Here is a 14,126-nt window from a genome sequence, read left to right on the forward strand (position 1 = left end):
AGTTTCAAAATTTTTCTGTAATACCTGGTTAGGTACAATTGAGTTAATTTAAAATTTGTGAATAACGCTGGGTATCTTTTAAAATAGATTTAGCCTCTAAGATTTCAGGATTGTTTTCAACATAGTATTCATACAAGCCTTCTTTATAAAAGTAGCGTTTAATAATCTCATCGGTTAGAATGCTTACTATTTCGTGTTTCTTTTCATCTAATTCTTTCTTTTTTTGTGCCTCAATTTCAGTGGAAATACTTTTATAATGATCTAGAATATCCTGTTCATAACCTTCTTTTGAAGCCATAGCAAGCAGTTCTTCAAGTTCCTGTTCTGTAGCGGTTTTATAGTGGAAATTAGAAGTTTTTAAGAAGGATTTAAAATTGTTAAAATCTTCCGCTGTAAATTCAAACGATTCAGGATTTTTTAAATCATTATTATAGTAATATTCGGTAGCAAAATCAAAAATTGCATTCTGCGCCAACAGCGCATTGGTAATACTACTGTATTCTGAAGTTTCCAGTTTTACATCGGGAGATATTCCGCCACCATCAAAAACACTACGACCATTTCGGGTTTTAAACTCATTGTAATCTTCTACAGCTCTTTTAATCGCCTTACCATCTTGATCCCTTTCGGCATAATTTAAAGCCTGTATGCATCTTCCGCTTGGCGTATAATACCTTGAAATTGTAATTTTAAGTTGGGTGCCGTAGGCGAGTTCTTTAGGTCGTTGTACAAGGCCTTTTCCAAAACTTCTGGCACCTACTACCACTCCTCTATCTAAATCCTGAATAGCTCCAGCTACGATCTCGCTGGCCGAAGCACTACGACCATTGACTAAAACCACTAAGGGAATTTGCGTATCTATAGGTTCTTTTTGGGTTTGATAAGCTTTATTGTATTTCTCAATTACAGATTTTGTAGTGGTAATCAATTCGCCTTTTGGTAAGAAAATATTACTCACATTTATGGCTTCTGTTAATAAACCACCGGGATTTCCGCGTAGATCTAAAATAATTTCCTTTGCTCCCTGGTTTTTTAAATCTTTTAAAGCTCTAATTGTTTCTGATGAAGCTTTGGCGTTAAAGCGGGAAAGTACAATATATCCGGTTTTTTCATCTAAAAGTTCATAAAAAGGAACTGCTTTTAATTTAATGGCGCTTCGGGTAAGTTGGGTTGTTTTTATTTCTCCCTGACGTTTATATTTTAGATTGATTTCAGAATCTGCATAACCATTTAGTAACTCTGCAATATCTTCGCTATAGTCTGCTACTTTTATTCCTTCAACTTCAATAATTTCATCCCCGGCTTTTAAACCGGCTTTATCTGCGGGATAATTTTTATAGGGTTCCATAATTAACAACGTATTGTCAATAACCTGCACAGTAGCGCCTATACCGGTGTATTCCCCGGCATTATTTATCCTTGCCGCTTCTACATCCTGCTCGTTCCAGTAATTGGTATAAGGATCTAAATCTGCCAGCATTGCCTTAATTGCAGTATCCATTAAAGCCGCAGGATTGGTTTCATCAACATAGTTCATGTTGATTTCTTTAAAAAGCGTGGTAAAGATTTCAATTTGTTTAGCTATTTCAAAGAAATCAGACTTAAAACCGAAACTGGTAAATATAAGGGTGACACCTAGCGTAACTAGAGCAATTTTTTTGGCGAGTTTCTTTTTCATTTTCAATTTTTTAAGCCGATAATATAGAAAGATCAGTGTTGTTTCTTTTCTTCTTCCCTAAACTTCTCCATCACTTTTATCATTGCCTTATTTAGTTCTTCAAGACTAATTTCATCTCTGGAAATGTAAATAAACATCAGAGCATAAGGTTTTGATAAATCACTGGTTACAAGATACTTGTTTTTTCTGAAAGCTTCCCGCATCAATCTTTTAATACGATTGCGGCCGACAGCGGTTTTTACCAATTTTTTTGGAACTGAAACTCCGGTTTTAAAATTGCTAATTTCTGGGTTGGTTATGGGAAGATAGATGAGTTTTAGCGGATATTTTTTAACCGACTTTCCTTCCTGAAATAATATATCTATGAGCTTTTTGCTCTTTAATTTTTCGTCTTTTCCAAAACTTTGATCCATACTTCAAAAGTAAGCATAGTTTTAAGTTCTCTGTAAAAAATTTTAAGTGGAAATAAATGGAATAACAAGCTATAAGGATTGAATTATATCCGTCAACCTGAACTTGTTTCAGGTTCTAACAGACTTAGATTCTGAAATAAATTCAGAATGACGATAGGAAAACTGATATAAAAAAAGACCTCACAGGTTTCAAAAACCTGTGAGGTCTAAATTCTAATGTGGAAAAATATTACTCCTGTTCTTCTTCCTGTGTAGAAGCGTCTTCGGCAGTATAAAGGTTGTTATCTCTATTAACATCCGCCATTAATTGAGATTCGTCTATTTCTATACTTTCTATCTCACTAAGTGGTTTATCTATTTTTAGATCGTAAGTTGGACGCGCCCAGGCCCAATCTTCTGCTACGGTCCAATTCTCGTGTTCTGGAGATTTTTCCCAACGCATCATTTGCAATGGAATATAAATCATTTCTTCTTCCCCATTGCTGTAACGCACGGTAATATCTAAGGGCATTGGCATCAGGTTTTGGCGCTCTAAAGTTACTTTAGTTGAATTATCATCTGCTTCGGTAACTTCTTTAATTCTATAATCTATCTTAGCGGTAGTACGAGTCCAATCGTTTAAATACCAGTCTAATTCTGCTCCCGAAACTTTCTCTGCAATTCTAATAAAATCGTTTGGGGTTGGGTGTTTAAATTTCCATTCATCGTAATAGCGTTTTAGGGTTTTATCTAAATTCTCTTTCCCTATAACATAGCCTAATTGCGCAAGGAAAACCGCACCTTTAGAATAAGCAGCAGCTCCATAAGCGGCGTTTAAATTATAACGATCTGCCTGAGTAGTTTGTGGTTGTTCAACCCCAGAATTTGCTAATTGTAAATAACCGCGGTAAGAACCGGTGTATGGATTTTCGGCATAAGTTTCCATTACCTGGTTCATTGCAGCGCTGGAAATATAACTGGTAAAACCTTCGTCCATCCACTCGTGCTTGCTTTCGTTTGTAGCCATTAAATGCTGAAACCAGGCGTGTGCCAATTCGTGAGAAGTTACACCTACCAGGCTTCCAAAGCTACGTTCTCCCGTGATTAATGTTATCATGGCATATTCCATTCCGCCATCTCCCCCTTGCGCAACGGTATATTGATCCCAGGGATATGGACCTATGTTTTCATTAAAAAACAACAATAATGCTTCAGTTTTTTCCTGAAGATTTTTCCAGTTTTCTTTTATTTCATCGTTGTCTTTATAGAAAAAGTGAAGTACAGTTCCGTCTGCAGCAGTTCTTTTATCGTGAATATATTCAGGATCTGCTGCCCATGTAAAATCGTGTACTTTTGGCGCTACAAAATGCCAGGTGTGGGTATCACCTTTCGCTTTAACCTCTTTATCAGAATAACCATGACCAATCTCATCTGGATTTTGAAGATATCCTGAAGCGGCAACGGTATAATCTTTATCAAGAGTAAGTTTTACATCAAAATCTCCCCATACCCCATGAAACTCACGGCCTATATAAGGTGCTGCGTGCCATCCTTCAAAATCATATTCTGCCATTTTAGGAAACCACTGGCTCATAGAAAGTGCTACACCTTCTGAGCTGTTTCTTCCTGAACGGCGAACTTGTTCCGGTACCTGGCCTTCAAATTCCATCTTAAAAGTGGCTTTTTCTCCCGGTAGAATAGCCTCGTCCAACTCTACTTCCAATACAGTACCTACTTCTTCATAAGAAAGTTTGTTACCTTTTTGATCAAGACTTGAGACTCTTAAATAGCCTTGTTCTTCTTCGCTTAATTTAGAAATACGGTCTCCTACTCTCCTATCGGGATCATTAATAGTCCTGGACCTAACATCCATTTCGCTTCCAGGTTGAAAAGCATTAAAGTACAGGTGGAAAAATACACGATCTAAAGTATCGGGAGAATTGTTGGTGTACACCAATTCCTGAGTACCGGTATATTGAAAATTTTCAACATTCATATCTACCTCCATCTTGTAGTCTACGTGCTGTTGCCAGTAGTTGGTGTTATTTTGTGCACTGGCCAGGGAGGTTGCAATAAGAGCCAGACTTAATAATAATTTCTTCATTTAATTGTGGTTTTTATGATCAAAATATTACTCGATAATCGAGATTTAAATGCTCCGAGGCTTGCCTCGAAATTGAAATATTTTTACCTATTTATGCCTCGTGGCTTGCACAGAGGTAGTTTACTTAAATTCTATTTAGTTTGTGAAGCTAAAATAAGGGCATTGTAAAGATTTACCATTTTTCCTGAAGTAGATAATTCTTTAAAGGCTTGTGTGTTGCTTCTATCACCGCCTACAATTACTTTTGCATTGGTGGTTAAACCACTATCCATAATAATCTGTTTAACCTGTGCTGCGCTTAATTTTGGATAAAATGAACGAATAATTGCAGCTACTCCAGCTACAGCCGGTGAAGCCATAGAAGTACCTTGCAGGTATTCGTATTCGTTATTTGGTGTGGTAGACCAAATCTTAGTTCCCGGCGCAAAAACATCAATATTTGTTTTTCCGTAGTTAGAGAAATTGGCTAATAACTGGGCACCATAATCATAATTAATTGCACCAACCGTTAGAAAATTATCTGAAATTTCCTGGGGTGCTTCAGGATTTTGGTCGTTAGGATACACGGTATTTTCATCTAAGTTAAGGCCTTCGTTTCCACCGGCATTCACAATTAGCACATCATTTTTTTCAGCATATTTAATAGCTTCTATCACCCATTCCGGGTTTGGCGAAAAGTATTTTCCGAAGCTGGTATTGATCACTTTTGCGCCATTATCTACCGCATAACGAATAGCCAGGGCAATATCTTTATCATATTCATCCCCATCTGGTACAGCGCGTAAAACCATAATTTCAGCATTATTGGCTACACCGTTTATGCCTATGTTATTATTTCTTTCTGCCGCGATAATTCCGGCTACGTGGGTACCGTGTTTAAGATCTTCTTTTTCTGGATCTGGTCCCATAACATTTCCATTACCGTAGGTGGTATCAGTAATATCATAAGGATCGTCACCTACAGGGGCACGTCCATCCAGGTCTAAATTTAAATGGGTGTCCAGCCTGCTGGCATAATACTCTATACCTTCATCTAATTCCTCAAGTGCTTCAGGAATATTTTCACTTACGTTATTCTGAATTTGCTGCAACATGGCTTTATATTGAGCCATCTGCCCTGTAGCTTCCATCTTATTAAGCTCTTCTTTGGTATAATCTTCTTTACCAAGTTGTGAAGAAACAGCTTGGTGTGCAGCTACCAGTTGCTTTTTGATTTGCTCATACTGGTTTCTATTCTGAATAGTTTCCTCATATTCTTTTTCGTACTCTTCTTTAGCCTCCTGATAGTAGATAAATTCAGCGCGATCTGCTGTACTTATTGAGCTTGCAGTTTTACCTTCATACTTTGGCTTTAAACGCTTATAAATTCGGGTATATTCCATATTTTCTTCTACGGCATCTCCCAGGAAGTTCCAGCCGTGTATATCGTCTATATAACCATTGTTATCGTCGTCTTTTCCGTTTCCGGGAATTTCGTCGAAATTGGTCCAAATAACGCCTTCAAGATCTTCATGCTCAATATCAACCCCGCTGTCTATCACAGCTACAATGGTTTTTTGACCCTTATTATTTTTAATTATTTCCGAATAAGCTTTCTCAACGCTCATACCCGGAATAGTATCGGTCATCAGATCGGCACCGCCCCAGCCTTTTAATTGGGTTTCAGAAAGGTCGTTGATTTTTAATGGAATTGAATCTATATTGGCTATTGGCGTAGAAACTATTTTTGGGGAGCCACTTCCGCAGGAAGCCAGAATAAGCGCGCTTCCCATAGCTAATGCAGTTTTTAAAAAAGGTATCTTCATTATTTGTATTGATTGTTTTAGAAAAATATTTAGTGAATGGAATTTTTTAATTGAAAAGTTCGTTAAAAGTAAAGGTTTTGTCTAATCGCACCCCTTTTTCGGTGTTTTTTAAAGTGATAATCTCATTATGTGCATCGTGTTCCAGGAACAAATAAAAACCTTCGTCTGCCGCTTTCTTTAAGAATTTTTCTTTTTCAGTTAAAGTGAGCAAAGGTCGTGTATCAAAACCCATTACATAGGGTAAAGGAATATGGCCGGCGGTGGGCAGTAAATCTGCCATAAAAACAAGGGTTTTATCTTTATACTTAATATGTGGTATCATTTGTTTATCGGTATGTCCATCTACAAACAGTACGCCAAAATCAAATTCTTTTGCATTGGTATAAATTTCATTTTCCTTTCGATCTAAAAAATGAAGTTTACCGCTTTCTTCCATTGGCAGGATATTTTCTGGGAGAAACGAAGCTTTTTCACGAGCATTAGGTTCTGTAGCCCACTTCCAATGTTCTTTATTGCTCCAGAATTTGGCATTTTTAAAAGCCGGTTCGTAGCCGGTTCTGTCTTTGTTCCACTGTATTGCGCCTCCCACGTGGTCAAAATGCAGGTGTGTAAAGAAAACATCGGTAATATCGTCGCGATCAAATCCATATTGTTTCAGCGAATTATCTATTGAATGTTCGCCCCAGGGATAATAATAGCCAAAGAATTTCTCGCTTTGTTTATCACCCATTCCGGTATCTACAAGCGTAAGTTTATCGCCATCTTCAATTAAAAGGCAGCGGGCCGCCATATCTATCATATTATTAGAATCGGCAGGATTTGTTCTAGTCCAAAGGCTTTTTGGTACAACGCCAAACATGGCACCTCCATCCAGTTTAAAATTTCCTGATTCTATTGGATATAATTTCATAAGATTCAATTTAGTTTTCGCAAATTACTAAAAGCAAAAAACATGCACTGCCAAAATTGTGTTAGCAGGCATGTTTTAAAACTTAAAATTGAAGTAAACCACCTTTGGACAAGTCAAAGAGGGGGATAAACTGAAAATTTTGAATGTTAAGCCAGGCTACTTAGGGTATTTAAATCTTGATTATCGAGTAAAAATTACATATTATTCCAAATAAATCACTTGTTCGCCTTCTGTAACTGTATCGTTATAATGGAAAGGCCTTTTAACTCCTTCTGTATTAATTATAAAAAAGGGCAAAATTGAATTTTTATTTCCCTTATGTTCTTTTACCCATTCCCGGGTGGAGATTTCTTCTTTAATAGTTATTGTGTTTTCTTTAAAATCACCTTTACTAATTTTCAATGCCCATGGCTCTAATTCGGTTTTATTGGCAAAAAGTGAGGTAGCTTTAATTTTGTCCAGCATATTTACATCTGCACCGGTTTCACTTGGTGATACCAATACAATTTTATTTGGAATATAAAACGCATCATCGGCAAGTTGCGCGGCCAGGTAGTTTATTTCGCTATTACCGGTAAGCCCAATAAAAGTGCCTTTCTCTGCAGCATTTGCATCTTCAAGGGTTTCTTCTTTTAAAATATTGCCGTACATACTGTTGAAACCTTGTTTTTTAGCTTCTGCCACCATTTCCCGGTTGGCATCTATAATGATCACTTCATTCTTATCCTGAAGTTTTTTTGCCATATATAAACCAAGCGGATTGGCACCTAAAATAATATAACCACTCCTGGATTCCTGGTGTACCAATTCGTTTCTTTTTCTTAGCCAGTTTGTGGTCCAGGTTAATAGTAAAGGAACCGTTAATGTGGTAAAAATGGCCATAAAAACCAAGATAGAAAAGATCTCATTGGTGATGATACCCATTTGTAAGCCAATACCTGCAATAATAATTTCTACTGCACCACGACCGTTCATTCCTGTTCCTACGGCAATACCTTCTCGCCAGCCATAACCACTGGGAAGATAAAACAGGGCTGTACCAAAAATTTTCCCTATCATAGCCACTAATGTAACTACAATAAGCATTACCAGGTCTGTTTGAAATACCTCCAGGGTTACATTAAATCCTGCGGAAACAAAGAAAATAGGAGCTAAAAATCCTATAGAAATATCGTGAAATATATTGTTGATGTCTTTGGAAATTTGGCGATTAAAAACGCCATCTCTAATAAATAAACCGGCCATAAAAGCTCCTAGAATACTATGTAAACCAGCTACTTCAGCTAATTCGGAAAAACCAAGCACGATAATGAGAATTAAAGTAAAGTGAAGTGTACGGCTGTTAATTTTAGACTGCATTAAAAACTTACCCAATAATGGTAAAAGGTAAATCCCCGCGAGGGCTGTAAAAACAAAAAATAAGATAGCTTTTCCCGCAACCCATGCAAGCCCAAGCGTATCTATGCTTCCTGCATCTACATAGCTTATAATTCCAGCAAAAATAACCAGCGCAAGGGTATCAGAAATAAGGGCGCCGGCCATAAGTACGTAAGCTATTCTTGTATTGAGCAATTTTAGATCAACTAAAATCCTACTTTTGGTGGCTAGAGAGGTAACGGCAACGGCTATTGCCACGAAAATGGCAGCCATTTGTGTGCCTCCAAAATAAATTATGGTGTAATAGCCTAATACAAATGGAACTATAAACCCTCCAATAGCGGCTAAAAGTCCTGGCCATGATGCTTTTCCAAGGTCTCGAAAATTAATCTCCATGCCAATGTAAACCATAAGAAGAATAATCCCTACCTCTGCCAATACGTTAATCATTTCAGAAGTTTCCAGTAATCCAAATATTGCTGGCCCTAGAACTATCCCTATAATTAGCTCTCCCAAAATAGCTGGATAACCTAATTTTTTCGCTGCCGATCCTCCTAACCAGGCACTAGCTAAAATGATCAATAAACTAAGTATATTTAACTCTTCCATAGAAAACATTTTAACAATTAAAGCTACAAAATATTACTATTTTCACAATATATACGTAAATAGTTAAAATAAATGTGGGCTCAAACAAAAAAAGATTTTTTTATTTTAAAAACCCCAAATTCCTTATATACTTGCGGTTAAATCAAGCTATTTTTGTAAATAGCAATTTATAGCTAAAAAATGTACGCATGTTAGAACTGGCAAGTTTGATAATATTGGGGATCCTGGCGCAATGGTTGGCCTGGAAAATTAAAACTCCCGCAATTTTACCACTTATACTTATAGGGCTTTTAGTTGGGCCTATTTCAACATTAATTAGTGAAGATGGAACCAAATGGGTAGAGCCAATTTGGAATGGCTCTAAAGGTCTTTTTCCCGGAGAAAGCCTGTTTTATTTTGTATCTCTCGCAGTTTCTGTAATCTTGTTTGAGGGAGGTTTAACCCTTAAAAAAAGTGAAGTTGGGAACATTGGCCCGGTAATTTTAAAGTTAATTAGCGTGGGTACTTTGGTTACTTTTATTGGAGCTGGTTTGGCCGCGCATTTTATTTTTGATCTGTCCTGGCAAATATCATTTTTATTCTCAGCATTAATTGTCGTTACAGGGCCTACCGTTATTTCACCTATTCTTAGAAATATACCCTTAAAATCGCATGTTTCATCGGTGCTGAAATGGGAAGGGATTCTTATTGACCCTATTGGAGCCTTAATTTCTGTACTCATGTTCGAATTTATTCGGGTTGAAGGCGGGCAGGATTTTACGCAAACCGCGCTAATTGAATTTGGAAAAATTCTTCTGTTTGGATTCACCTTCGGATTTACTTTTGCGCACTTACTTGGTTTTCTGATTAAAAAACAAATTATTCCCCATTATTTGCTTAACGTATTCACGCTTGCAACCGTTTTGGGTGTTTTTGTACTCGCAGACATTTTTGCGCATGAGAGCGGGCTACTTGCGGTAGTTGTAATGGGAATGGTAATGGGTAATAAAGACCTGCCAAATATTAAGGAATTGCTATATTTTAAAGAATCCTTAAGCGTTTTACTGGTTTCCATACTTTTTATTTTACTGGCCGCGAATATCGAAATCGAGGATCTTTTACTTGTTTTTAACTGGAACTCGCTTATTTTATTTGGAATCGTAGCCTTACTTGTAAGGCCAATAGGCGTTATTTTAAGTTCCCTCGGCGCCGGTTTAAAATGGAATGAAATTGCCTTTATAAGCTGGGTTGGACCACGTGGTATAGTGGCCGCAGGTATCGCATCTTTATTTGGTCTTAGGCTTTCCAGAGAAGGCGTGGAAGGGGCCGAGTATATTACCCCGCTTGTTTTTATGATCGTACTTTGCTCGGTTTTGCTAAATGCGGCAACCGCCCGGGTATTTGCCAAGCTTGTAGGAGTTTTTATTAAAAATTCACAAGGAATTTTAATTGTGGGCGCTTCCTCTATCTCACGTTTAATAGGAAAATACCTTACCGAAAATAACAGGCGTGTAGTTTTATTAGATAGTAATTCTGATAACGTATTAAAAGCAAGAAAATTAGGAATCGATGCAATTGAGGGCAGTGTCTTTGCAGACGATCTTATGAATAATGTGGAACTAAATGATATAGGCTTTGTAATGGCATTAACTGCAAACAGCAGTATTAATAAAACGGCTATTAAAAAGTTTAAGAAACAATTTGGCGAAAATGGAACTTTTAGGGTAATTACAGCCGATGAGATGAACAACCCCGAGAAAAATCCGTCAGAAGGATTGTTCTCTCCCACCGATGACTATATTAAATTAACCGAAGTATCCAGGAAATTCCCTACCATCCACGAAATAGATTTAAACAGCAAAGAGCATTATAACGGACTCATAGAAATTTCAAAAACCGATCCTGACATTATTCCGTTATTTGTTAAAGATGAAGAAGGAAAACTTATTATAATTCCTTCTCATAGCTCTGAAGTAGAAATTTCGGGGGATTGTCAATTGGTTTATGTTGGTAAAAAAATCCAGAAAGAGGAAAAGGATGAACAGGACTATGATGATACCATAGATCAAGAAGAAGCCGAAGAAGATATTCAACAGGAAAAGCAAAAACAGGAAGAGGAAGAGAACAATTAATCTTCCTTTTCCAATTCTGCTACTAATTCGTGGGTGATTTCCATATTGTGATATACATTCTGAACATCATCATCGTCTTCAAACTTTTCTGCGAGGTTTAGTATTTTTTTGGCATCTTCAACCGGTAATTCTACTGTATTTAGTGGAATGCGTTGAACTTCAGAAGATTTAACTTCTATTTCCAGGTCTTCTAATTTTGAAGACATTAAGCCAAAATCAGTGAATTCAGTATAGATTGTTATAAAATCCTCTTCTTTTTCAATTTTTGAGGCTCCACCTTCAATAAGTTCCAGTTCAAACTCCTCAAGATTCACCTCAATCTTTTCACGTTCAATGGTAAAAACTCCTTTTTTGTCAAAAAGAAACTCCAGAGAACCATTAGTGCCCAGGTTTCCATCATTTTTGGAAAATGTAGAACGTACTGAAGCTACAGTTCTATTTGTATTATCTGTAGTACACTCAATAAAAAAAGCTATTCCGTTGGGGCCATATCCTTCAAAAGTTACCAGTTCATAATTATCAGCATCAGTGCCGCTAGCCTTCTTTATAGCACGTTCTATGGTGTCTTTGGGCATATTCACACCCTTGGCATTAGAAATCGCATTACGTAGCGCAGGATTGGCTTCAGGATCTGGCCCACCACCTTCTTTTACTGCAACGCTAATTTCTTTGATTGCTCGGGTAAACTGCTTTGCACGCTTCTTATCCTGTGCACCTTTTCGGTGCTTTATATTTGCCCATTTACTATGTCCGGCCATTTTTTTAGTCTTTAGTCATTAGACGGTAGGCCTTAGAAAAAGCTACCACTTAATTTAATTCACCACAAATTTAAAAAATGAACTACAAGTTAAGAAATGATATGAAAATGGTTATCCAATGAAAGATTTTATATATTCAGATAAATGGAAATGTAAAAATTTAATTTAGAGGAACCTAAGGTTTATCAAAAGTCTTTGATTTTGACTGATAGATTTATGTGGAAACTAAAGAATTTCCAAAAGAATAAGTTTATGGACTAACTTCCCAATTTCGAAGAGTTGCCATTTCTATAGCTCTTAATATTGCAGAAGGATCAGGTAGTTCAAAATCTGAATTTCGCCGTTATCTTCAAATATCCTTGAATTCAGTTAAAGAATGTGTCGTTTGCGTAGAGATTGCACAGCGTCAAAACTATCTTGAATTAGAAGAATATAATCTTTAAAAGATCTTGTAGAACTATCTGATCAGGAAATAAATACTACAATCTTAAGACTAAAGTCTACCGACTAATTAATCATTCAACTTCAAAACCGCCATAAATGCTTCCTGAGGGATTTCCACATTTCCTACCTGTCGCATACGTTTCTTACCTTTTTTCTGCTTTTCCAAAAGTTTTCTTTTACGCGAAATATCACCACCATAACATTTGGCGGTAACATCTTTTCTAAGTGCTTTTACGGTTTCACGCGCAATAATTTTTGCACCAATAGCTGCCTGGATTGGAATATCGAACTGTTGCCTTGGAATTAATTCCTTAAGTTTTTCACACATTTTCTTTCCAATATCGTAAGCGTTATCTACATGAAGTAAGGCAGAAAGGGCATCTACAATGTTTCCGTTAAGTAAAACATCTACCTTAACCAGTTTAGACTCGCGCATTCCTATAGGTGAATAATCAAAGGAAGCATAACCTCTGGAAACGGTTTTTAGCCTGTCGTAAAAGTCAAAAACTATTTCTGCCAAAGGCATATCGAAACTTAGTTCCACCCTTTCAGGAGTTAAATAAATTTGATTGGTGATTTCTCCTCTTTTTTCAATACAAAGCGACATTACGTTCCCAACATAATCGGCTTTAGTAATAATAGTGGCTTTAATAAAAGGTTCTTCCACCCGGTTTAAAGAAGAAGGTTCGGGTAAATCTGATGGATTGTTAACCAGGATGAGATCATCAGGATTTTTATTGGTGAAGGCATTGTAAGATACGTTAGGTACGGTAGTAATCACCGTCATATCAAATTCACGCTCTAATCTTTCCTGAATAATTTCCAGGTGAAGCATTCCTAAAAATCCACAACGGAAACCAAAACCTAATGCCGCAGAACTTTCCGGTAAAAACACCAGGGAGGCGTCATTAAGCTGCAATTTCTCCATAGAACTTCTTAGTTCTTCATAATCTTCTGTGTCTACGGGATAAATACCGGCAAATACCATTGGTTTTACATCCTCAAACCCGGCTACAGCTTCAGTAGTAGGATTTTTAGCATCGGTAATGGTATCCCCAACTTTCACTTCTCGGGCATCTTTAATCCCCGTGATAAGGTAACCAACATCACCCGTTTTTATTTCCTTTCGCGGGAATTGCTTTAGACGCAACGTTCCCACTTCGTCAGCAAAATAATTTTTCTGGGTAGCTACAAATTTTATATTCTGGCCTTTTTTGATCGATCCGTTAATCACTCTAAAATAGGTTTCCACCCCACGAAATGGATTGTAAACCGAATCAAAAATAAGTGCTCTTAAAGGAGCATCTACTTTTCCGCTTGGTGCCGGAACTCGCGTTATAATCGCCTTCAGAATTTCTTCAATTCCTAATCCAGTTTTTGCACTGGCAGGAATAATATCTTCATATTCACATCCAAGAAGGTCTACAATATCATCGCTTACAACTTCTGGGTTAGCACTGGGTAAATCTACTTTGTTAAGTACAGGAATTATCTCAAGATCGTTTTCCAGGGCTAAGTATAGGTTAGAAATGGTTTGTGCCTGTATGCTTTGTGCGGCATCTACTATCAATAGAGCACCTTCACAAGCCGCAATAGAACGTGAAACTTCATATGAAAAGTCTACGTGTCCCGGTGTATCAATTAGGTTTAAAACATATTTTTCACCTTCAAATTCATAGTCCATCTGTATGGCATGGCTTTTAATAGTAATGCCACGTTCGCGTTCTAAATCCATACTATCCAGGAGTTGTTCCTGTTTTTCACGATCGGTTACTGAACCTGTAAAATCTAAAAGGCGATCTGCCAGGGTACTTTTTCCGTGGTCAATATGGGCGATTATACAGAAGTTTCTTATATGCTTCATCGGGTATTTTTAATAATTGAATTCCTAAAAGGCTAATCAACAAATTTAAGTTTACAAATATAGTTTATTTCATA

At 37.0% G+C, this 14,126-nt stretch carries 10 protein-coding genes; 2 read left to right on the forward strand and 8 right to left on the reverse strand.

Annotated elements, in window-relative coordinates; genetic code table 11:
• Positions 1-43 precede the first annotated feature (43 nt).
• From B5X51_RS06770 to B5X51_RS06795, 6 genes are all read right to left on the reverse strand, one after another.
• Positions 44-1,678: a S41 family peptidase gene (locus B5X51_RS06770; RefSeq protein WP_079720228.1), complete on the reverse strand. Its 1,635-nt coding sequence runs from the start codon at positions 1,676-1,678 to the stop codon at positions 44-46.
• Between the two features lie 32 nt (positions 1,679-1,710).
• Positions 1,711-2,091, reverse strand: a complete 381-nt coding sequence (gene rnpA / locus B5X51_RS06775) for a ribonuclease P protein component (protein WP_079720230.1) — start codon at positions 2,089-2,091, stop codon at positions 1,711-1,713.
• A 229-nt stretch (positions 2,092-2,320) separates the two neighbouring features.
• Complete coding sequence (locus B5X51_RS06780; RefSeq protein ID WP_079720232.1) at positions 2,321-4,174, reverse strand: M1 family metallopeptidase; 1,854 nt, start codon at positions 4,172-4,174, stop codon at positions 2,321-2,323.
• A gap of 131 nt (positions 4,175-4,305) precedes the next feature.
• Positions 4,306-5,979 (reverse strand): S8 family peptidase, encoded by a 1,674-nt coding sequence (locus B5X51_RS06785; RefSeq protein ID WP_079720234.1) that lies wholly within the window; start codon positions 5,977-5,979, stop codon positions 4,306-4,308.
• A 46-nt stretch (positions 5,980-6,025) separates the two neighbouring features.
• Positions 6,026-6,889: an MBL fold metallo-hydrolase gene (locus B5X51_RS06790; RefSeq protein ID WP_079720236.1), complete on the reverse strand. Its 864-nt coding sequence runs from the start codon at positions 6,887-6,889 to the stop codon at positions 6,026-6,028.
• Between the two features lie 201 nt (positions 6,890-7,090).
• On the reverse strand, positions 7,091-8,875 hold the full coding sequence (locus B5X51_RS06795) for a cation:proton antiporter (RefSeq protein WP_176132733.1): 1,785 nt from the start codon (positions 8,873-8,875) through the stop codon (positions 7,091-7,093).
• Positions 8,876-9,063: 188 nt separating this feature from the next.
• Between B5X51_RS06795 and B5X51_RS06800 the strand changes: the two genes are divergently transcribed.
• Entirely contained in the window at positions 9,064-10,986 is a 1,923-nt protein-coding gene (locus tag B5X51_RS06800; RefSeq protein ID WP_079720240.1) for a cation:proton antiporter, read from the forward strand.
• Here B5X51_RS06800 and B5X51_RS06805 read toward each other — a convergent pair.
• Complete coding sequence (locus B5X51_RS06805) at positions 10,983-11,744, reverse strand: YebC/PmpR family DNA-binding transcriptional regulator (protein WP_079720242.1); 762 nt, start codon at positions 11,742-11,744, stop codon at positions 10,983-10,985. The two genes, B5X51_RS06800 and B5X51_RS06805, sit on opposite strands and share 4 nt — an antisense overlap.
• 302 nt (positions 11,745-12,046) lie before the next feature.
• Here B5X51_RS06805 and B5X51_RS16025 point away from each other — a divergent pair, with 302 nt between their 5' ends.
• The gene (locus tag B5X51_RS16025; RefSeq protein WP_245828723.1) at positions 12,047-12,187 is read left to right on the forward strand and encodes a four helix bundle protein; all 141 of its coding nucleotides are present in this window, start codon (positions 12,047-12,049) and stop codon (positions 12,185-12,187) included.
• A 68-nt stretch (positions 12,188-12,255) separates the two neighbouring features.
• Here the strand turns inward: B5X51_RS16025 and lepA are convergent, their stop codons facing one another.
• Positions 12,256-14,052, reverse strand: coding sequence for a translation elongation factor 4 (gene lepA, locus B5X51_RS06815; protein ID WP_079720246.1), 1,797 nt, complete (start codon positions 14,050-14,052; stop codon positions 12,256-12,258).
• Positions 14,053-14,126 lie beyond the last annotated feature (74 nt).

Origin of the sequence: Salegentibacter holothuriorum, assembly GCF_900168045.1 — a bacterium.
Taxonomy (GTDB): domain Bacteria; phylum Bacteroidota; class Bacteroidia; order Flavobacteriales; family Flavobacteriaceae; genus Salegentibacter; species Salegentibacter holothuriorum.